Origin of the sequence: Ensifer adhaerens (genome assembly GCF_013283195.1) — a bacterium.
GTDB lineage: Bacteria > Pseudomonadota > Alphaproteobacteria > Rhizobiales > Rhizobiaceae > Ensifer > Ensifer adhaerens_G.
The window spans coordinates 103,153-123,828 of sequence record NZ_JABEKT010000002.1 but is presented as its reverse complement, the minus strand read 5'-3'; the positions used below and the strand labels follow the sequence as shown (position 1 = coordinate 123,828).

The 20,676-nt window shown below is 62.8% G+C and carries 13 protein-coding genes; 6 read left to right on the top strand and 7 right to left on the bottom strand.

The features are described from left to right. Nucleotides 1–101 precede the first annotated feature (101 nt). Nucleotides 102–1,334 carry a benzoate/H(+) symporter BenE family transporter gene (locus LPJGGPFB_RS17115; protein ID WP_173421166.1) on the top strand — a complete coding sequence of 411 codons (1,233 nt, stop codon included), beginning with the start codon at nt 102–104 and terminating at the stop codon, nt 1,332–1,334. 30 nt (nt 1,335–1,364) lie between these two features. Here LPJGGPFB_RS17115 and LPJGGPFB_RS17110 read toward each other — a convergent pair whose 3' ends face one another. Next, the gene (locus tag LPJGGPFB_RS17110) at nt 1,365–2,426 is read right to left on the bottom strand and encodes a helix-turn-helix domain-containing protein (protein WP_173421165.1); all 1,062 of its coding nucleotides are present in this window, start codon (nt 2,424–2,426) and stop codon (nt 1,365–1,367) included. A gap of 129 nt (nt 2,427–2,555) precedes the next feature. Here LPJGGPFB_RS17110 and LPJGGPFB_RS17105 point away from each other — a divergent pair, with 129 nt between their 5' ends. The 3 genes from LPJGGPFB_RS17105 (at nt 2,556) to LPJGGPFB_RS17095 (ending at nt 5,496) form a co-directional block, all read left to right on the top strand. Continuing rightward, nucleotides 2,556–3,551: an alpha/beta hydrolase family protein gene (locus LPJGGPFB_RS17105; RefSeq protein ID WP_173421164.1), complete on the top strand. Its 996-nt coding sequence runs from the start codon at nt 2,556–2,558 to the stop codon at nt 3,549–3,551. 166 nt (nt 3,552–3,717) lie between these two features. After that, on the top strand, nt 3,718–4,533 hold the full coding sequence (locus LPJGGPFB_RS17100; protein ID WP_173421163.1) for an SDR family NAD(P)-dependent oxidoreductase: 816 nt from the start codon (nt 3,718–3,720) through the stop codon (nt 4,531–4,533). Between the two features lie 69 nt (nt 4,534–4,602). Continuing rightward, nucleotides 4,603–5,496, top strand: a complete 894-nt coding sequence (locus LPJGGPFB_RS17095) for a LysR family transcriptional regulator (RefSeq protein WP_173421162.1) — start codon at nt 4,603–4,605, stop codon at nt 5,494–5,496. Nucleotides 5,497–5,530: 34 nt separating this feature from the next. On the opposite strand, the gene LPJGGPFB_RS17090 is transcribed toward LPJGGPFB_RS17095, so the two are convergent. Beyond that, nucleotides 5,531–12,790, bottom strand: a complete 7,260-nt coding sequence (locus LPJGGPFB_RS17090) for a peroxidase family protein (RefSeq protein WP_173421161.1) — start codon at nt 12,788–12,790, stop codon at nt 5,531–5,533. Between the two features lie 429 nt (nt 12,791–13,219). Here LPJGGPFB_RS17090 and LPJGGPFB_RS17085 point away from each other — a divergent pair, with 429 nt between their 5' ends. Both LPJGGPFB_RS17085 and LPJGGPFB_RS17080 read left to right on the top strand, forming a co-directional pair. Next, a complete protein-coding gene (locus LPJGGPFB_RS17085; protein WP_173421160.1) occupies nt 13,220–14,692 on the top strand; it encodes a sensor histidine kinase in 1,473 nt (490 codons plus the stop codon). Further along, nucleotides 14,685–15,344 (top strand): response regulator, encoded by a 660-nt coding sequence (locus LPJGGPFB_RS17080; protein WP_173421159.1) that lies wholly within the window; start codon nt 14,685–14,687, stop codon nt 15,342–15,344. Before LPJGGPFB_RS17085 ends, LPJGGPFB_RS17080 begins: the two co-directional genes overlap by 8 nt. Nucleotides 15,345–15,491: 147 nt before the next feature. Here the strand turns inward: LPJGGPFB_RS17080 and LPJGGPFB_RS17075 are convergent, their stop codons facing one another. From LPJGGPFB_RS17075 to LPJGGPFB_RS17055, 5 genes are all read right to left on the bottom strand, one after another. Next, a complete protein-coding gene (locus LPJGGPFB_RS17075; RefSeq protein ID WP_173421158.1) occupies nt 15,492–16,424 on the bottom strand; it encodes a sugar phosphate isomerase/epimerase family protein in 933 nt (310 codons plus the stop codon). A 96-nt stretch (nt 16,425–16,520) separates the two neighbouring features. Beyond that, nucleotides 16,521–17,402, bottom strand: coding sequence for an ABC transporter permease (locus LPJGGPFB_RS17070; RefSeq protein ID WP_173421157.1), 882 nt, complete (start codon nt 17,400–17,402; stop codon nt 16,521–16,523). Then, a complete protein-coding gene (locus LPJGGPFB_RS17065) occupies nt 17,399–18,280 on the bottom strand; it encodes an ABC transporter permease (RefSeq protein ID WP_173421156.1) in 882 nt (293 codons plus the stop codon). Before LPJGGPFB_RS17065 ends, LPJGGPFB_RS17070 begins: the two co-directional genes overlap by 4 nt. Continuing rightward, on the bottom strand, nt 18,273–19,352 hold the full coding sequence (locus LPJGGPFB_RS17060; RefSeq protein WP_173421155.1) for an ABC transporter ATP-binding protein: 1,080 nt from the start codon (nt 19,350–19,352) through the stop codon (nt 18,273–18,275). Before LPJGGPFB_RS17060 ends, LPJGGPFB_RS17065 begins: the two co-directional genes overlap by 8 nt. A 120-nt stretch (nt 19,353–19,472) precedes the next feature. Then, on the bottom strand, nt 19,473–20,624 hold the full coding sequence (locus tag LPJGGPFB_RS17055; RefSeq protein WP_173421154.1) for an extracellular solute-binding protein: 1,152 nt from the start codon (nt 20,622–20,624) through the stop codon (nt 19,473–19,475). Nucleotides 20,625–20,676: the final 52 nt, after the last annotated feature.

Genomic DNA, 20,676 nt, shown 5'->3' with positions numbered 1-20,676 from the left:
GTCGACTGATAAGTGGATGGGATAATCAGTCCATTTATCGACTAAAAGTCAAGCCGCATCCTGGCCCGGCGCCAGAGACTTTCAGGAGATTTCACCGGATCATGTCGCATACCTCGCCACCATCGCCCTTCCGTTTGGGCGACCTCACGCATCCCATCGTCGCCGGATTGATCTCCGTCATCGTCAACTATGGCGGAACCTTCATTCTGGTCTTCCAGGCCGCAAAGGTCGCGGGTCTGAGCCCGGAACTGACCGCATCGTGGGTGTGGTCTGTTTCCATCGGGGTGGGTCTGACCGGACTGTTTCTGAGCTGGCGCTATCGCGAGCCGATCATCACGGCCTGGTCGACCCCGGCTGCGGCATTCCTCGTGACGGCTCTTGCGACCACGCCCTATGCGGAAGCGGTGGGCGCCTATCTGATCTCGGCAGCTGCCTTCGTCGCATTGGGGCTGTCGGGCTGTTTCGACAGGGTCATCAAGCTGATCCCGCCCGGCATCGCCGCGGGGCTGCTCGCGGGAATATTGCTGCAGTTCGGCATCGGAGCTTTTGGCGGCGCGACGGTCGATCCGCTGCTGGTCGGGCTTCTGATCGTTGCCTATGTCCTGTTGAAACGCTTTACCGCACGCTATGCCGTGGTCGGCATACTGGTGCTCGGTCTCGTGTTCCTGGCCATGCAGGGCCGTATCGATCTTTCCGGGCTGCAGTTGAAGCTGGCCGCGCCGGTTTTCACGATGCCGCAATTCTCGCTGAATGCGCTTCTGAGCGTGGCGCTGCCGCTGTTTCTGATCACTCTGACCGGGCAATACATGCCGGGCATGCTGGTTCTACGCAACGATGGTTTCAAGACCAGCGCCAGCCCGATCTTGACGGTGACGGGCTTGGGTTCGCTTGTCATGGCGCCGTTCGGCTCGCACGCCTTCAACATCGCGGCCATCACCGCCGCGATCGCTACCGGCAAGGAGGCGCACGAAGACCCGAGCAAGCGTTGGGTGGCGGGGATCGCGGCGGGCGTCTCTTACGTTCTTGTGGGCGTGTTCGGCGTGACACTTGCGGCAGTCTTCATGGCATTGCCGGCGACGTTCATCACGACCTTGGCCGGGCTTGCCCTGCTGGGTACGATCGGCGGCAGTCTCGCCGGTGCAATGGCCGATCCGAAATCGCGCGAGGCAGCGTTGATTACCTTCCTCGCTTCGGCCGCCAACATCAGCCTGCTCGGGATCGGCGGCGCGTTCTGGGGCCTCGTGATCGGTATTGTCGCTTCCATCGTGCTGAACGGCCGCCTGCCGCGTCGGGACTGTGGCAAACTGGTTGCTATCGAGAGGGCGGCAGAGTGATATCCGTGGCAGATGTCGTACCGGCCGTCCTCATGATGTCGGATGTGGAACGTTGACCATCTTCTCGACCCCGACCGCTTGAGCGGGGCCAGGCGTGCGCTTCGCCCGCCACTCGGTGGGGCTCATGCCGGTCACGCGCCTGAACTCGCGGTTGAAGTTGGATTTCGTCAAAAAGCCGACGTCGTAGACAATCGTGGTAATGGCGATGTCGCCGCTTTCCAGGAGCCGGCAGGCCTCCGCGATCCGGAAATCGTTGACATATTGCGACAGGTTCTTGCCGCAAACGCTGTTGACGGCTTTCGACAGCTGGCGGGTGGGAATGCCGGCCCTGCGCGCAAGCCGGCTGAGGTTGAGATCATGATCCCGGTAGAGCCCTTGCGTCTGCAATAACGGCTTCAGGCGCACCACGATATGCGCGTCGTCGTCAGACGCAAGCCTTGGCTGCACCGCTTCAGGCGCAGGCGAGGATGGGTTTCGCGATGCGATCGCAGCCGCGGCCCCGAGCAGCATGACGAGAGGGATCGTTGCTGCGGTGACGATCGTGGCGGCATGTGAGCCGTCGAACACGCGAAGATCCATCGCGATCAAACTGTCGGCGATGGCTGCGAGCAGCATCGTCGTGGCCATGACCTGCAGCGACCGATGGACGAGGGGCGCATCGTCGAAACGCGCCAGATCGAGCGCGTCGGTTCCGGCCCAGGCGAGACGTCCGAGCGCCACCGCATACCAGGCGAAGATGGCGATGAGGGTAACGTCGATCCACTGTGGCCGGGCAACGGTGAGGATCGCGACCAGGAACGACGGCAAAAGGTGGGGCCAAAAACGATGGGCGAGTCTGTTGTCCTGCTCGGTGACAAAGGCCGCGAAACAGACCCACGCCAATGGGCCGACGGCTGAGGCAAGGATGGCCTGGGCCGGCAAGACGCGTTCGATCCCATAGCCCCAACGCACGCCGATGACGATCGCAAGCAGGCAGAGCAGCAGCACCAGAATCCGGAAATGCCGGCTCGCAGCCTGCTCACGAAGGCACATCTGTCCGAAAAGGATGAGCAGCAGAAGGGCCGCGACAAACGGCAGCGGAATGAAAAGCATCGGGTCGGTCCTGTTTGGGCGACACTATTGACCAGATCGCGATCGGAGACGACCTGGATCATGATCTTGGTCTCAATTGCAAAAACGTTATGCGAGGTTGGTCCGCATCATTTCAACCGGGCCAGCTCCATGATCTCGTTCAGACCGTTTCTCATCGTTGTTTTCCAGTTCACGCTTTTCATCTCCTCTGCGGCCTGTGCGAGCGTCGGCTTTGCGGAGGTTGAAGTCCCGGATCCTCTCGATCGCCCCATACAGGCTTCGATCTGGTATCCGACGAATGACGAGCCGCGATTGCAACCGCTCGCAGCCTACGCGCAGATCGTCGCCCCCAACGGTCACGTCGCCGGCGAAGGACTGCCGTTGGTGGTTGTCTCGCACGGCACGGGCGGCAGCGCCTATGGCCATCACGATACCGCCTTCGCGCTTGCCGAAGCCGGCTTCGTCGTGGTGGCCCTGACGCATCCCGGCGACAACTATGCCGACATGCGCCACTACGCGAGCCGCAGCCAGCTGACGGAACGCCCCCGTCAGGTCTCGCTGATCATCGACTATATGCTGCGGGCGTGGCCGCACCGCGGAGCGATCAATCCGGATCGCGTCGGCATTTTCGGGTTTTCGATCGGCGGGTTCACGGCGCTGGTCGGGATGGGTGGAAAGCCGGTGCTTTCTGGTCTCATCGAACAATGCGCAGCCGCTCCGCAGCGATGGGTCTGTCGCGAATTCGGTGGGGTGGACAATCTCGCCAGAAGCTTCGGCGCTGCACCTCTTGATGTCGTTCACGATGCACGGCTGAAAGCGGCGTTCGTGGCCGCACCGGCCATCCCGGCCCTCTTTCTAGCCGACGGCCTCAGCGACGTGCACAAACCCGTGGCGCTCTGGGCGGCCGCCTTGGACGACATCGTGCCGGTGGAGCCGGACTTCGCCATCGTCCGCGACGGATTGCCGGTCAGGCCCGTTTCCCATGTCGAGCCCGGTGCGGGACACTACTCCTTCCTCGCGCCGTGCACTCGGAGCCAACGCGCGGAGCTGCACGAGATCTGCACCGATCCGCCGGGCTTCGATCGCGCCGCATTTCATGCGCGTCTGAACGCTGCTGCGGTCGCCTTCTTCAGGGCCAATCTCTAGGCGGATGCTTGGGTGGATGTGAGTGGCGCGAGGCGAGGCGCCCGTATCGATGGGCGACGACGGGGTCGACTGCCTCATTGCGTATGGGAGGCATACGCCGCTGCAGGAGGACGCAATCGCCGCTGCAAGCTAGACACAACAGCAGTTTCAGAGCGGAGGTCGGTCGATGAATGCAGTGGGGCAGAGATATTCCGGGAAGGTCGCGCTGGTTGCCGGCGCAAGCAGGGGCATTGGCGCCGCCACTGCCAGGGCATTTGCGGCGGAAGGTGCGGCGGTCGTGCTTCTCGCCCGCTCGAAACAGGCGATCGATGACGTCGCCCTTTCGATCCGCTGGCAGGGTGGGGAGGCGCTGGCGATAGAGGCGGATGTCGGTGACGAGAGCGCGATGGCACGCGCGTTGGACATCGTCCTGCAGCGCTATGGACACCTGCACGCTGCCTTCAACAATGCGACCGATGGCGGCATGCCAGCGCCGCTTGCCGATCTCGATGTCGAGGCCTTCGATCGCGGCCTGCGAACCAACATTCGTGGCACCTTCATTGGCATGCGCCACCAGATCAGGGCCATGGTGCGCAACGGCGGCGGCGCGATCGTCAACATGGCTTCGGTCGCCGGCGTGAACGGGACATCCGGTCTTTCAGCCTATGTCGCGGGAAAGGCCGGCATTATCGGTCTTACGAAAGCTGCGGCGCTCGACTATGCCGATCAGGGCATCCGCATAAACGTCGTCGCCCCTGGCCCGATCCTGACCCATCATCTGGAAGCCGCCGGTGCGAAGGCTCAGGAGCAAGCCGCCCTTTCGACGCCGATGCGCCGGCTCGGAACGGTCGAGGAGGTTGCCGCGGCCGTGCTTTGGCTCTGCTGCGAGCAGGCAAGCTACATCACCGGGGCGGTGCTTCCCATCGACGGTGGCATGAGCGCCGGCACCAAGCTTTCTGTGAACTACCGACGGGGTGAGCCGCTCGGCAAGGGTGCGGATTGATTGTTCTGCACTTGCATCGGGCTGTGGATGGCGTTCTATGCCGCTGTCGATCTGGACAGAGGTGATCCTATGGACTGGGAAGAACTGCATCTTGTTCAAGTCCTTGCGCGCTACGGTTCCTTAAGTGCCGCGGCGCGCGGCCTTGGCTCGAGCCAGCCGACACTCAGCCGACGCCTGGACGCGTTCGAGGGAAAATGCGGGCAAAAGCTCTTCGAGCGGCAGCCGAATGGATTGATGCCGACGGCGGGATGCCGTTCCATTCTGTCTGCGCTGGACGAAATGGAGGCGGGTGCTCTTGCGGTGGAGCGTCGTCTTGCCGCCCAGGAAGACGATCTGCAGGGAGCCATTACCGTCACCAGTCTCGACTGGTTGGGTGACTATGTCATTGCGCCCATGCTGGCGAGATTTGCGGCCCGTCATCCGGGCATCACGATCAATCTCCTCAACGACAGCAGGCGCTTCAACCTGTCCAGGCGGGATGCCGACATCGCGTTTCGGTTCGGCAGCTTCGACCAGAACGATATCGTCGAGCGCAAGGTAGCGGATATCCGCTATGGGCTGTTTGCAGCCGATGGCTATGTCGATCGTTTCGGACAGCCTTCGGCTGACAGCAGCGGCACACATTCCGTCGTCGAACTGGATGAAGCGCCGGTGCGCGTGTCCCTTTCCGCCTGGCTGCGGGAACTGCTTCCGGACGCGCGGGTGATCATGCGGACAAATTCGATACGCTCGCAGCTGAGCGTCGTGGAGGCCGGGTTGGCTGCCGCCACGCTTCCCTTTTTCCTAGCCGCCGGTCGACCCGGACTAAGGGCCTTGGTTACGGGGACATCGGCGCCGACCCTGCCACTCAAACTCGGCGTCCACAGCGAAGTGCGCAATATCGCCCGAATCAGGAAACTGATCGATTTTACCGTCGCCGAATTCGCCGGCCTTCGATCCAGGCTTCATCCCGCTAATCCTTGAGCCGATGGCGTCGCCGGCGCTTCATCATCTCCCGTCATTCCTCGCGGAAGGCTCTGAGCATCTGGTCGGAGAATGGTTTTGTGAGGTAGGAGATCGCGGTTCTCTCATCGGTCTGGACGAACACTTCGACGGGCATTCCGGGCATGAGCTTGCGGCCGCCGAGCTTGTCGAGCGGTTCGGTGATCTCGACGGTTGCGAGATAGAAGGGTTGTCCGGTGTTGCGGTCGAGCGCGCCGTCCTCGCCGCGCAGCACGTCGCTGCCGGCATCCCCCGACAGGATGTCGCTGCCGCCGCCGCCCAGAAGCACGTCGGCAACAGCACCACCGAGCAGAACATCCGCCGCAGACGTGCCGATCAGCGTGCGCGCCGCAACCGGCAACGGCGTCTCGCCACCGTCCCCATCGCCAGACCCACTGCCATCGCCAAAGCCGCAGGTGTCGTCGTCCCCATCATCATCATTGTCGTCCGGGTCGGAGCCGGCGTCATCGTCATCGTCGTTGACAGGAACCAGGGTCGGCGCAGCACCGTGGAAGGTGATGGTGTGCTGGCCGCTCGCAAGCGTCGTCGTGCCATTGCCGTTGTCGGTCGCCAGATAGCTTGCAGGATCGGCACCTGCCGGGATCTCGACGACATCCTGCGGACGAAGCGTGCCGACGATGGTGTCCCGCCCACCGTTCGAGCGGAAGACGATGCGATGTGCCGAGGTGAGGCTGGAAATGTCGACGATGTCATCGCCGCTCGAGCCTTCAATGGTAATGGTCGAGTAGTTGAGGCTGGTGCTGTCGAAATTGCCGATGACCTGGATGGTATCCGTGCCGCTGGCGCCGCCGTCCGGCGTGCCATTGCCGTTGTTGGCGGTCACGTTCAGATTGCCGATGACGATTTCCTCGATGTTGTCGAGTTCGGCCACAACGGTCTCGACGCCCGCCACTGTGCGGGTGATGACGATTTCTGTCGAGGCGAGGAACGCGGTGTTGAGACTTGCCGCAAGTCCACCATTCTGGCCGTTGGTGACCGCATAGATGCGGAACTGCTCTGCCCCCTGGACGCCCGACAGGCGGTAGGTGTCACTGCCGGTTCCGCCATCGACGATGTCACGGCCTTCGTTGCTCGTTTGGTCGATGACGTCGTCGCCGCCGCCAGCGAGGATGACGTCATTGCCGGCACCGGCGTTGAAGGAGTTGGCCGCGTCGCTGCCCACCAGGATCTGGCTGCCGTTGCCGCCGGTGATCGGTCCCGCCGTGTCGTAGGTGAGCGCGACATTGGCGTTGTCCGCGTTGCTCCCTGTCGCCGTGTAGGTGAACAGTCCGCCGGCCGTGCCGTTGGTCGGATCGGTGAGCGTTACCGAGCCGGGATTGGTGGTGAGGCTGACACCCGTCAGCCCGTTGGCAGCGGATACGGCCGTCACGTCCAGCGCGCTGTCCGGATCGGTGTCGTTATAGAGGAATGCCCATTCCGGAATGATGATCGCCGTGCCACGCGCCACGTTCGTGACGATGCTGTCATCGTTGGCGACCGTCGGATCCTGAACCGCGGTGACATTGACAGTGGCGGTTGCGACCGCGCTGTTGCGAATACCGTCATTGACCGTCACCGCGATGGAACGGGGCGTCGTGTTGGGGTTATCAGAGGTGTTTTCGAAGCGGACGGCATCAAGCGCTCTCTGGAAATCCGCAGCCGTTCCCGTACCCGAAAACTGCAGGACGATCTGGCCATTGGCGGCTGTCTGCTGGACCGAGATGCCGGCCGGGCGGCCATTGCCGGTCGTGGCCGTCAGGACGTCTCCGGCGGCAGCGTTGGTCAGGACGACCCTTGCGGAGACGATCTGCTCGTTGCTCGCAATTCCGGCGAGGCTCGAGATGCCGACTGCGGCCTGATCCTCGACGAAGGTGCTGGTCCAGCCCGTCGATCCATCGTCGATCGGGCGGGTGAACTGGACGTTGACATTGTCGATACGCACGGTTTCGTTGCCGGCGTCGACGCCGCTGAAGAGGAAACGGATTGCGGCGGTGGCGGTGAACGGCCCCGTCAGTGTCAGGCTCGCCGTGCCGTTGTTGGAGGTGCTGTTGAGCGTCTGCAGCGTGGTGAAGTTCTGGCCGTCAGTCGAATACTGCACCTGCAGCGTTTCGCCGTTGTCGAGGTTGGCCTCCTGATAGCTGAAGCTCAGCGTCGCGGTGCCGTTGCCAACGGTCGACAGGTCGACGCTGCGAGTGATCGATGCGCCGGCGGGTGTAGAGCCGACCCCTGTATCCTGCCGGAATTCCAATTGGCCGGCACTGATGCGGATCTCGCCCGTGGTTGCCTCATTGCCTGCCCGGTCGTTCGCTTCGGTCCAACCGGTGGTCCAGGGGATGGATCCGTTGGAATTGGCGTAGCTGGCCGTTGCGAACTGATCGCGATAGTTCTGGGTTTCGAAGGCATGCAGGTCCACGGTCGGCAAACGAAGGTCGAGGACCCGGTCGGCGAACTGGATGCGTTCGATGTTGAAGAGCCGGTCCGTGCCCTCGGCTTCGAGGTTCCTGCCGGTTTCGGGGTCGATGATGCCGACCGTTGGGTTGATATGCGAGACGGTGACGCTGCCGTCGTCGTTGTACGTGATCTCGTAATTCGCGAAATCGTCGTAGTAGACGGCGGTGTCGACATCGCCTTCATTGCCGCCGTCGAGAATTTCCCGGACCACCTGCAACTGCTTCGGCTTGATCTCGCCGGAGAACAGCCGCGCCTGGATGTCGGCGATCGAGTCGATGCTAAACGGTGTCCAGATCTGGCCGCGGGACAGATCCGGCGATACCAGGATGCGCACGTTCAACCACTTGTCGCCGTCGATGATGTCGTTGCCGCCCATGCCGCGGATGATGTCGGAACCGCCGCCACCCAGGATGATATCAGAGCCGTCGGATGTATCCATGACGCCAAGCAGCATCTCGCCTGCCGGATTGATCGGGTTGCCGTTGGCATCGAGGTTGTGCGGATTGTAGATCTCGAAGCGTTGCAGGTGAGCGACGAGGTCGCGCAGGCCGGCAATCCGGTCGACGTTCTTCTCGAGAAGCGCGTTGGAGAAGCTTTCGATCGGCGCATCGGGCTCGACCTGTGCCGCATTGCCGTTCGGATCATAACCACCGATCACCACGTCGCGGCCGGTGAGCCGGTCGTTGTGATCCCAGCCCGACAGGCCTTCGACCAGGTCGTAGCGGTCCCGGACGATGTTGTTTTGCTGATTGACGAAGATGCTGATGTTCATGTTGGCATCGGCGCCATAGTCGTTGTTCTGGAACGACGTCCAGTCGAAGCCGGCCATGCCGTTCGAGCGGTTGATGCCGATGCCCTGCACCATGATGTCGTCGCCGGATTCACCGTCGAAGTCGGTGTCGTTTTCGCCGGCGATCATCACGTCGTGGCCGATGATGCGCGAATTGAAGAACAGTTCGGAGTTGTCGCCGGTGAGCGTCGTCATGTTGCCCTGGGCTTCCATCCAGTCGTCGCCCTCGTTGCCGAGGATGACCCCACCGCCGGTGGGCGCCCGGATGAAATCGTTGCCTTCACCGCCCGACAGCGTCTTCTGGTCTTCGCCACCGGCCAGAACGTCGTTGCCGTCGCCGCCGAAGACGAGGTCTAGGCCCATGCCGCCATTGATGATGTCGTCGCCGCCCTCGCCCTTGATCACGTCGGCCGCGCCGATATCGGTCCCGCTGTCGGTGATGATGTCATCGCCATCGCCGCCATGCAGGTGATCGACGCCGAAGCCGCCCTCGATACGGTCGTCGCCGCCTTCGCCCCAGATGGTGTCGTCGCCGGAGCCGCCGATCAGTGTTTCGCCGGCATTGGTCCCGCCGAGGACCACGTGCTGGTCACCGGTAAACCGGAGATAGTTGGCCGCACGCACGACGAGCGAGGTTGTGCCCGTGATAGCAGAGATGACGTCGGCTTCGCCGGTCGGGTCGGCACTGCCGATCCCCTGGTTGTACTGCTTGGACTGGTCCATCGCGATGATGTAGTCGGCTGTCTGGAACGCGGCCCCGTTGATATGCAGGCCGGTTTCTTCGGTGTCGGTGTTGCGGCGGATCAGGTCGGCGAAGCTGTCGCTTTCCAGTTCGTTCAGCAGGTTCTGACCCTGTGTGCGGCTCAGGTAGTAGAAACGGTCGCCGTTCTGCAGGTTCTGGATTTGCAGCTCGAAAACGTAGGTGAAGGTGGAGCCGAGCATGCCGCCGAACGGCATCAGCGCTTCGGCAAGACCCCCGATCCAGAAATCGACCTTGTTGAGGCCTGTCTCCGTGTTCGCCCAGCTGCCAGTTGAATTGAGATAATCAAGGCGCGCCTGACGCTCGGCGGCTGTCTCCCCGGCAACGCCGAAGACCAGATCCCAGGCGGCGTCGCGCTTGGCTTCCGCGGTCGTAGCGCCGATGATCGCATCATGCGTGCCATAGGCGGCAATGAAGTTGACGACCGAGAGCGGGTTCTTGATATGCTGGGCGAAGTCGGCCCAGCTCGTATAGGGCTTGAGGTAGGTGTCGTTCGTCTGCTCGTAGATCTGCCGCCGGGCCTCGTTGAGTGAGGGCACGCCGGTTTCCCGGGCGCGCGCCATGTTGAGTGCCGCCAGATCCAGCGGCAGGCCCACGAGGTTGTTGCGCAGCGCGCTGGTCATGAATTCGTCGATTTCGTTGCCGACCTGACGGGTCATGCCGCGCAGGATGGCGCCGGACGCCGCATGAGCATCCACACCCGCGCTGTTGAAGATCACCGGGTTCAGGAACGCATCGATCAGGCCGACTTCTTCAGGGGTTGCCGCGTTGTTGCTGAGCTTCAGCATTTCGACGTTCTCGGCGAGCATCGAGTGACCGAAGCGATAGACGACCTGGGCAAATTCCTCATAGATCACCGCGTCGATCTCGACCGAATGCGAGAACACGAACGGATCGATCTGCGGGGCAACGGCGCGGACGAACTCTTCGAAGACCAGGTGCTGGTAGACCATTTCGGTGGAGAAGCGGGCCGCCTGGAAGAGGCGCTCACCGTCCCAGATCAAGCCAGAAAGGTCGGTGGGCAGGCTTGTAACATCGACCAGGAGCCATTCGTTGAGCAGCGCCAGATCGCCTTCGGCCAACACCGTCGCCTTGATGGCGTCGACCTGGCGGTTGTGCTCGCTGTGGAAGATCGAGTGCGTCGCGGTCAGCGCGATGTTCTCGTTGCCGCGGCCGTCGCCGACGATGAAATGCGCGTTCAGCAGCTCGTCATCGTAAGTTAGGTTGAAGCCGAACTGGTTCGGGGTGATGGGGTTGCCGGTCACATTGTCGGCATCCGGCAGCACCGCCACGGGTGCTGTCGCCGGGTTGCGGTCATGGTCGATCGGCGCGCTCGGCACCGCGTTGTGGGCGATGTCGTTGAGGAAGGCCCGGCCGGCGCTGAGGCTGGTCAGCGCATTGAGCGGCGCTGCGAGATTGCCTTCGACGGGTCCCGTCGCCGTCACCATCAGCGGCAGGCCGTTGGCGCCGCGCACGAACTCGCCATAGAGGTCGGTGACCAGAAGCGGCACGCTATGGACGTTGAGATCGCTGAGCTCGATGCCGAGCAGCTCGCGCGCCTGGGCCTTGATGTCGGCCCAGGTCGGTGGTCCGCCGTTGGCGCCCTCGAGCATCTGGCCGGTTGCCATCGGCTTGCCGCCGACCATCACATATTCGCGCAGGAACACCTGGTGCGACGGGTTCGAGGTATAGACCTGGTTGAGGTCGATCCAGGGCGTGGTTTCGTTGCGATGATCACGGATGTCGTCGGACGTCCCGACCTGGCCGTCAGGCCCGGCATGTACGGCGTCGTTGGTCGCGCGGGTGAGAACCATGAAGTTGGTCTGGCTGCCCGGCACGTAGAGCGGGTCATCGGGCTGCAGCGGAATGATGACGTTGCCGCTGCCACCCTTGGCGGTGAGGTCGAGGCCGTGGTCGAAGAACTGGCCGAAAATCGTCATGAACCCGTTAAAGGAGGCGGTGTCGCCAAGGTCGGCGGCAATGTTCTTGATGAAGACGTTGTCGCCGTCCATCGTCACGCCGTGTGACGTGACTTCGGCAATCACGGCAGCATCGGCGGCCGCTGCGGCAGCGACGGCAGCTGCCGTTGCGGCGCCGTCAGTCGGAATGGCATCGCGCGCCTCGATCGCGTCGGCAAGGGCGTCGTTTGCCTGGGCGAGGTCGTTGGTGGCAGCGCTCAGGCTTGCGTCGGCATTGGCAAGAGCGGTTGCCGCATCTGCAGCCTCCGCCTGGGCCACGTTGACTGCGTTGGACAGCACTTGCTGCTCGGCGATGGCGTCCTGGAGGACGGAGATCGTCGCGGCATGTGCCGACTGGGCCGATCCAAGGACAGCAACCGCATCCTCATGATCCTCGACGGCCTGGGCATGAATGATCTGTGCTTCTTCACGGGCATCGACAGCCGCCGCATAGGCTGCGGCATTGGCAGGACTCGGGTCATTCTGGAAGGCGGCGAGCGCATTGGCTTCGGCCTGCTGGGCGAGGCCCAGATTGGCAAACGCAATGTTCTTGGACGCTTCCGCGGCGGCGGCCGCAGCTGCAGCGGACTGGCTGGCGACGAGCGCGGCGGCGACGGCGGATTGGGCGGCGGTGACGACGGAGGCATGTCCATCGCGTGCTGCGACGGCTGACGCCAGCGTCGCGTTGGCGGCGCCGAGGCCCTGTGCGGCGACTGCCTGCCCGGCCGCTGCCGTATCGAAGGCGGACTGTGCTATGGCCTGCGCGGTTTGCGCGCTCGCGACGATAACGTTGGCAGCAGCCACGGCGGCGTCAGCGTCTGCCGCAGCGTCGGCGACGGCTGCATGCGCGGCCCGGGCCACCGCCTGCAACTGCATCACCTCGCCAATGATCTGCAGTGCCTGCGAGCCGGTGATGCCGACGGAGGCAAGTGCGCCGGAAATGGCGGCCGGATTGTTCAGGGACTGGTCGGCCACGATGTTGGATATCATGCGCGGCTGGCTGTCGTAGACCGAACCGCTGAGATCTGCGTAGCTGGTTGGCAGGCCGTTGCGGATGTTGGTTTCTGCGGCCGCATAATTTGGTGTCAGCAGCCGGGCCATCACCTGGTCCGAAGAACCAAAATGCGTCATGTTCGGCTGGAAGTTGTTGTACGAGCCGTCAACGGTGCGCAGGCCGTAGGGAAGCAGCGGGCTTGATACCAGCTGCTCGAGCGCTGTCCGGGGGTCGGCGCCGCCTTCGATGGCGGCCGTGTGCGCCTCAGCGATCTTGATCTGCTTCAGGATGAAGTCGAGGTCGTTTCGGTTAAGCTGTACCATTTTCCCCTCCGTCGGCCGTAACGCAGCCGCGCCCGCCGGTTTTTGCCAAAGTTTCACCGCCCGGCGGGCAGGCGTCGCCTGCGCCCGTCGGCTGCAAATCGTCTTCTTGTCCGATCTCTTGATCAGGACCTTCGTGTTGATGCTCAGATGTTCGGAGGAAACGGCGAAGAAAGAAACGTCGCAAAGTCGGGCGAAATTGCCGACGAATGTCGCACCGGCAGTCCGACCACTGTCGGCGCGGCAGGTAGAATAGGACCGCAAGGGATACTGGACTTAGGTCCAGATATAGTCCAACCCTAAGATGTTGTTCGCCGACGCTCTTTCAATTTATGAAAATACTGCGATCATCATCCAGCAAGGCAGCGTCTTGATTTTCGTGCGCGGACAATTTCGACTTCGCGCACGACCCGAAGGAGGGAGCGGCGCAGTTTGACTGATCTTCTGGGTGGCATGGCGGGCAATACTCCGGCACAGCAGCGGCACCTTGATCCGGTTGCGGGCGGGCGGTGGTCGTTGCCAGGCGCCTGGTTCCGCCGACAGACCTTGTCTGTCCAGTTTCTGCTGGCGAGCAGCGTGCTTATCCTTGTTGCCGCCGCGGTCGCCGGCTATTTGATTTCCGAAGAGGTTTCCAAGAACGCCGCCCACGATCGGGCGGCATCGACAGCACTTTTCATGCAGAGCATCCTGGAGCCGATGGCCCAGGAGTTGGACCAGGCAAAGGAACTGTCACCGGCGACGATCGTGAAACTCGACCACCTCTTCGCCGACGAGCAATTCCGCAGCAGCTTTCCCTATTTCGAGCTCTGGCGCCCGGACGGCACGGTGGCCTATTCCACAACCCGGCAGCTGATCGGTCGCCGCTTCAATCCGCCGGCGGGGCTCGTGCGGGCCTTAGGCGGCGAGGTTGCCTCCGAGTATGCGGACCTGGGCGCCGACGAGCACACGCTTCGCAATTTCAGCATGCGCTATTTGGAAATCTACAGTCCGGTGCGTCGTGCCGACAGCGCGGCGATCGTCGCGGTTGCCGAGGTGCACGAGGACACCGAGCTTCTGCACCGGGAAATCTTCGAGGTGCGGCTTAGCAGCTGGATCATCGTCGCAGGTGCCTCCGCCCTGATCATGCTTGGCCTGTTCGGCATCGTGCATCGCGGCAGTGCAACGATCGAGCGACAACGCCGGAAACTTCAGCAGCGCGCCGACGAGGCAGAGCGGGTGTCGGAAGAAATCCGTATGCTGCGCGACCGCGCCCGCCTGGCCTCCTTGCGATTGACGGATTTCAACGAGAAGCTGACCCGCGGCATCGGCGCCGATCTTCACGACGGGCCGGCACAGCTCATCGGCTTTGCCGTCCTGCAGATCGAACCGGCGCGCCGCGCCAAGACCAAGGGAGAGCGGGAGCATTCTCTGGAAGCGATCGGCCGGACCCTGGAAGAGGCACTGCACGAAATCCGCATGATCGCCCGCTCGCTGCTTTTGCCCGACATCGACAGGCTCAATCTGGAGCAGGTCGTCGCGCGCGCCGTCAAGCTGCACGAAGCGCGCACGGCTACCACCGTTCTCGTCGAGACGTCTGGCGCCCGCATCGCCCTTCCGACCGTCATCAAGACCTGCGCCTATCGCTTCGTCCAGGAGGGGCTCAACAACGCCCACCGCCATGCCTCCGGCAACGATCAACGGGTGACCTGCCACATCGATGGTGCGATCTTGAAGCTGAGCGTGCGAGACGGCGGAAGGCGCCCGGGCGAACCTGCTCCACAAGGGACTGGCGACGGTGGGCTTGGCATTCATGGCCTGCGCCAACGGGTCGAAAGCCTCGGCGGCACGCTGGAGTTCGAACCGCGGCCGGCAGGCGCGGTGTTGACCATGACGCTCGATCTTGGAGGGGGAATGCTTGATGAGTGAAACGACCTCGGTCATCGTCGTCGACGACCATTCCCTGTTTCGTATGGGTGTGCTGCAGGCGCTCCGGTTGGAGGAAGGTCTCTCGGTGATCGGCGAGGGCGGCACGAAGGCGGAAGCGCTCGGTCTTGTCGAGCGCTTGTCGCCCAATGTCGCCTTGCTCGACATCTCCATGCCGGGCAACGGCATCGAGGCCGCGCGCGATATCACCAGCCGGTGGCCCGACACCAAGGTCGTGATGCTGACCGTCTCGGAGGAAGACGACGATGTGCTCGAGGCGCTTGACGCCGGAGCCGCCGGCTACGTCTTGAAGGGCACGCCCGCACCGGAGCTGGTTGCGGCCATCGTCGCGGTTGCCGAGGGGCGGTCCTATATGTCGCCCAATCTCGGCATGCGGCTTTTCGGCGTTATCCGCAACAGGACGGAGGAGCACAAGGCCGGCAAGCTGATCGATGCGCTTTCGCCCAAGGAAGAGATCGTCTTCCGCCTGCTCGGTCGCGGCTACACCAATCGCGCGATTGCCGAGGAAATGGGTGTCCAGATCAAGACCGTCAAGTTCCATGTCAGCCGGCTGCTGGTGAAGCTCGGAACGAAGAACCGCGTTGAAGCGGCGCTGATGGCGCAGCGGCATTTGAGCAATCCGGGCAAGCCGTGACGGCCTCCGAGCGGGTTGTCCGCTCAGTCTTTTGCCACGTTCGAACTGTCGCACATGCCGCGGCCAAGCGGCGGCAGTGGACCGGTTCGGTGCAACGCAACACATCAGCCATGCGTTGTGCTGCACCTCCTCCACGTTTACCCCTCGTTACGCGACCTTGCTTCGGTCCTGTTGCCCTGCGATCCGGGCTTTTCCGGCAAGTCCTCGTGTGATGTCGACGCATTCCCGGGCGGCATACCAGTAACGGGGGTCGAGTTCGATGTTGAAGACAACGCCTTCAGGGAACTCGCACGCCTCAAGGAGCTGCGTCCAGGGAATGTCACCCCATCCGACCGGCAGATGCAGGTCACCGTTTCCGTACGCCAGGCGTTCGCTTTGGGTATAGGCCCAGAGATCGTCCTGGCGGCCGAAACTGTCATGAACGTGCAGATGGCGTGCGACAGGCGCCAGCGCTGCAATCTCCTCCACGAAGCTTTCCCTGCGTCCGTCGGCATCCAGTTTGATGTAGCTGTGGCTGAAATCGATTGTCGCCATGATGTGAGGATGGTCGACGATCGCGATCTCCTGCGCCAGCCGCTTGGGGCTCGAGGCATGCTTCCAGCCGTCATACTCGAACAGGGTCTCGACGCAGATGATCAGGTTGCGCGCCCGGGCAAGCTCGCCTGCCTCGGCGAGCAGTTCGCGCTGGCGGGCATAGGCATCTTCGATTTTCGCCGCCTGGGTCTCATGGGTCAGGCCGGAATGCAGGACATAGTGAACAGCGCCGACGGCGGCGGCGACATCGAGCGACGCTTCCAGCACCTCGATATGGCGCGGCGTATTTGTCGGTCCGTCCATGAGGTTGATCGCCAACGGACCGTGTACCGAATAGGCAACGGCGCGGCCCGCGCAGGCCGTCTTCAAGGCGAAAAGCTGGGGCGCCCTGACCCTCCCACCGATTACGAGGTCGTAGTCGAAGGTCGGCAGTTCGATGAGATCGACGCCCAGCGCCTCGATCATATCCAACTCTTCACCGAGGGTCGTGAGGTCGCCGGCCCGGTTTTTCGCCGAGATGCCAACACCGAAAGCACCGTGTTTCAAGGGCTATTCTCCATTGTGTCTGATTGAGTGTCTTGGCCGCCCTTCCGCCTTCGAGCTGTCACGGCGCGCCGCCGCCCGGGAAGGGAGGCGATGCGTTTACGTTGCCGGTCCTGCCGCAATGCGCTTGCGACGCCGAATGACCTCCCATGCAATCGCGCCAGCAAGCGTGGTGATCATCATCACGAGGCCGAGTGCATTCACGACCGGCGTCAGGCCCGCTCTCACTTTCGACGCGATGAAGATCGTCAGCGGCGTTTCGGTGCCGCGAACAAAGAGCGTGGTGTTGTAATTCTCGAAGGACTGAAGGAAGGCGATGAAGCACGCGCCTACCAGCGCCGGACGCAGGAACGGCAGCAGGATCCGGCGAAACACGTAGATGCGGGAGGCGCCCAAGCCGAGGGCCGCGTCTTCCATCGTTCTGTCGAAGCGCTGCAGCCGCGCTGCGACCATCAACATGACGAACGAGATGATGAAGCTCGATTGGGCAAGAATGCTGAGCGCAACGCCGCCGCCGATGCCGACCTTGCGCCAGAACAAGAGCGTGGCGATGCCGATGACGACGCCAGGTGTGAGCAACGGGGACACCATCAGCGCGTAGAGGATGTTGCGGGCCCGGCCATGCAGGCTGGTCAGCACAAGGGCGGCGGCGGTTCCGACAGGCAGCGAGATGGCGATGACGCCGGCCGCGATCACGGCGGAACTGCCGAGCGCCTTCAGCATTTCTGCATCGCGAAACAGGGCCGCGATCCACATGTCTGTCGTGCCAAGCCAGGGAACGATTGTCGGAAAGCTGCTCCTGTTGAACGTCGCTGCCGCCAGGATCAGCAGCGGCAGCAGCAGATAGGTAAGAAAGAACGCAAAATAGAGGCGAAAGGCGAGGCGCGGCAGTCTGTCGAGAACGCGAGACGCCCGGGTTTTCAGGCGACCTGCAGAGACCGGCCGGACAGGGTTTGAAGCTGGTGTGCTCACATTTGTCATTTGACCGCACTCGTCAGGTTGACCTGGAAAAGGCGCAGCATCCCAAGGACGGCGATGAGGCATAGCACCAGCAACGTGACGCCATAGGCCGCGCCGCGGTTCCAGTTGCCGCTTTCGAAGAACCAGTCGTAGATCAGCTGCGTGAACCAGCGGCTGCCCGGTGCACCGAGCAGCGCCGGCGCCATGTAGCTTCCGGCCGCCAGCATGAAGGTGAAGACGCAGCCGGTCGCGATGCCTACCTTGGCATGGGGAAGGACGACCCGGCGATGGATGCGCACTGTTCCGGCGCCAAGGTCGCGGGCCGCATCGATCTGTGCGTGATCAAGCGTGCTGACGGCGTTGTAGATCGGCAGGAGCATGAACAGCAGATAGGCATAGGCCATGCCCGCCAATACGCCGCCGTCGCCATACCACCGGACGGGTTCGCTAAGCAGTCCGAGGTGGACAAGCGCGGCATTCAGCGGACCGTCGAAGGCCAGGATGATGTACCACGAGAGCCCGCGCAGGACCTCGTTCATCAGATAGGGCACGGTCAAAAGAACGAGCAGGGCCGATGTCTGCCTTGGTGTCGAAACCTGCCCCAGCCAATAGGCGATGGGATAGCAGATGACGAATGTCAGCACCGTCACGAGCGCGCTCGACCAGACGGTCTTCAGGAAGATCCAGCCATGCGATGGATGGTTCCAGAGGTAGAGGAAATTGTCGAGCAAATAGCCGTCCTTCGGGCCGCCGAGCTGGGCGGCAGGCAGGTTTGGTCGAAGGGCGAAGTCGAGCATCGTCAGGTTGGGAACGAGCACGAGACCGGCCAGCCAGAAAAGCACCAGCAAAATGAAGCAGCCACCGAGATGCTTGCCGAAACGTTGGGTAATCTCATTCATGGGCGAGAACGACCGCGTCTTGCCGGGAGAAGCCGGCGACGAACGGCTTGCCGATGTCGGGCGCCTCGCCGAGATGCTGATGGGGAATTGCCAACTGGACGCTGAGCGGATCGCTGTCATGCGGAACGACCGCGTGCGCGGTGGCAAAAGCACCTTCGAAATCGAAACGCTTGGATACCGCCGTCAGACGGTTCTCGGGTTCCTGGCGGTTGAGAGAAAGCGATTCCGGCCGAACATAGAGGCGCGCTTTCATCTGGGGTTGAAGGTTCGCACTGCGGCGTCCGACAAAGCGACCGTGCGCACCTTCAAGAACCGCGTAATCGCCGAAGGTGTCGACGACGGTGCCGGACATGATGTTGTTCTCGCCGACGAATTCGGCGACGAAGGCGGTGGCCGGGTTGGTATAGAGTTCAAGCGGCTCGCCCACTTGCTGCAACTCGCCGGCGCTCATCACCGCGACGCGGTCGGACATCGCCAGTGCTTCCGATTGATCGTGGGTGATGTAGATGAAGGTGACGCCAGTGCGTTTCTGGAGATCGCGAAGCTCGGCGCGCATCCGCTGTCTGAGTTTGAGGTCGAGCGCTGATAGCGGCTCATCGAGAAGCAGCACCTTGGGCTCGATCGCCAGCGCGCGGGCGATCGCGACGCGCTGTCTTTGCCCGCCCGACAATTCGTGCGGCATGCGCTCGCCATAGCCGGGCAGCGCGATGAGTTCCAGCAAGCGCTCGGCTTCCTGCCGTCGGCGGGCCTTGCTCATGCCGCGCACTTCAAGACCGAAGGCGATATTCTCCCAGACCGGCATGAGTGGAAAGAGCGCGAGAGACTGGAAGATCATCGCGGTCGAGCGGCGGTTGGCCGGGATGTCGCGCATGTCCTGACCGTCGATGAAGATCCTGCCCGCGGTTGGCTGCAGGAAGCCTGCAATCATGCGCAACAGCGTGGTCTTGCCGCAGCCCGACGGGCCGAGGATCGAAAAGAACTCTCCCGACCGGACTTCGAGTGACATGCGCCGGATCGCCAGGCTGGCGGCAAAGCGCATTTCGACGTCCAGCAGGCTGACGGTATTGGTCATGACAGCAGATATTCCCGGGAATGAGGAGACGGGCGGCGCTTGCCTTCAAGGCCAGCGCCGCCAACCGCATGCGTGTCGCGCTCGCGCGCTTCGGTTTACGTGTTGTTCGGCGGAAAACCGTCAGGCGCTGAGGAAGCGATCCTGGTACTCGGTGCGCAGTTCGACGAACCAGCTCTCCTGCACCGGCCACCACCACAACTTGTCGAGTGCGTCGGCCGGGTAGGCTGTTTCGAAGAAAGCCTTGGCATCGGCCGGAAGCAGCGCTTCTGCGCCCTTGGCAGTGGTGTTGACCTTGGCATGGCTGGCGTACATGGCGCCCGCCTCGGGCGTCAGCATCCAGTTGATGAACGCATAAGCCTGGTCGATATTCTTGGCGCCGATCGGAAGGGAAATGCCTTCCATCCAGGCGAGCGCGCCTTCCTTCGGCGCGATGTAGCCGATCGGCATGCCTTCCTGCTTCAGGCCGGCAGCTGTCGAATCCCATGTCTGGCCGAGGATACAGCCGTTGGTGCGGAACGCGCCTTGCGCCTCGTTCTGGCTCGACCAGAACTGCGCGACGTTGGCCTTGCGGGCGAGAGCCTCCTCAAGGACGACATCGTAGTTGGCGCGCATGGCCTCCGGATTCTTGAAGCTTTCTAGGAATGGCTTCGGCAACTTGCCTTGCTGCTCCAGCCACAGCGCCAGGCCGACGAGAGCGGAATGGCCGCGGACGGTGACCTTGCCAGCCATTTCCGGCTTCCACAGATCGCTGTAGGAGGCGGTGCCGTACGTGAGCGGTGCCTTTTGCGTATCGAAGGCGATGGCTTCCGTGCCCCAGTCGGTCGGCACCTGATAGCGTTTTCCCTCGACCACGGCGCCGAGCGTCTCGGAGCTCTTCACAGCGCTTTCGATGCAACGGTCCCATTCGACGCGCTTTTCGTCGATCGGCTGAACGAGCGAGGCTTCGACATAGTTCGGAACACGGTCGAGCGCCGGCCAGATGACATCGAAACCCTCGCCCTGATTGACCTTCATCAGGCTGAGTATTTCATCGTTGGTGCCGTAGGGCGTGTAGCTCGCCTTGATACCAGTCGCCTTTTCGAAGGCTGCGAGCATTTCCGGAGAAATGTAACCGGCCCATGCGCTGATGCGAAGTTCACCCGAGCTCGATTGGGCAGCCGCGCTGCGCGCGACGAACGGCGCGCAGACGAGCGAGGCCAATGCGCCGCTCAGGACTGTGCGCCGTTTGAGGTTGAAGGAATGTCTCGTTGTCGCCGGCTTGTCTTGCACCATGGTGGCACGCTCCTGAATTTGGGCCTCATCCGAAAACCGCGGATGAGTTTGC

What these genes read in the sequence shown, in the direction of transcription:
- LPJGGPFB_RS17065 (WP_173421156.1), bottom strand. Translation starts at nt 18,280, where the DNA reads ATGAATGAGATTACCCAACGTTTCGGCAAGCATCTCGGTGGCTGCTTC.
- LPJGGPFB_RS17105 (WP_173421164.1), top strand. Translation starts at nt 2,556, where the DNA reads ATGATCTCGTTCAGACCGTTTCTCATCGTTGTTTTCCAGTTCACGCTT.
- LPJGGPFB_RS17090 (WP_173421161.1), bottom strand. Translation starts at nt 12,790, where the DNA reads ATGGTACAGCTTAACCGAAACGACCTCGACTTCATCCTGAAGCAGATC.
- LPJGGPFB_RS17055 (WP_173421154.1), bottom strand. Translation starts at nt 20,624, where the DNA reads ATGGTGCAAGACAAGCCGGCGACAACGAGACATTCCTTCAACCTCAAA.
- LPJGGPFB_RS17060 (WP_173421155.1), bottom strand. Translation starts at nt 19,352, where the DNA reads ATGACCAATACCGTCAGCCTGCTGGACGTCGAAATGCGCTTTGCCGCC.
- LPJGGPFB_RS17100 (WP_173421163.1), top strand. Translation starts at nt 3,718, where the DNA reads ATGAATGCAGTGGGGCAGAGATATTCCGGGAAGGTCGCGCTGGTTGCC.
- LPJGGPFB_RS17110 (WP_173421165.1), bottom strand. Translation starts at nt 2,426, where the DNA reads ATGCTTTTCATTCCGCTGCCGTTTGTCGCGGCCCTTCTGCTGCTCATC.
- LPJGGPFB_RS17080 (WP_173421159.1), top strand. Translation starts at nt 14,685, where the DNA reads ATGAGTGAAACGACCTCGGTCATCGTCGTCGACGACCATTCCCTGTTT.
- LPJGGPFB_RS17115 (WP_173421166.1), top strand. Translation starts at nt 102, where the DNA reads ATGTCGCATACCTCGCCACCATCGCCCTTCCGTTTGGGCGACCTCACG.
- LPJGGPFB_RS17095 (WP_173421162.1), top strand. Translation starts at nt 4,603, where the DNA reads ATGGACTGGGAAGAACTGCATCTTGTTCAAGTCCTTGCGCGCTACGGT.
- LPJGGPFB_RS17070 (WP_173421157.1), bottom strand. Translation starts at nt 17,402, where the DNA reads ATGACAAATGTGAGCACACCAGCTTCAAACCCTGTCCGGCCGGTCTCT.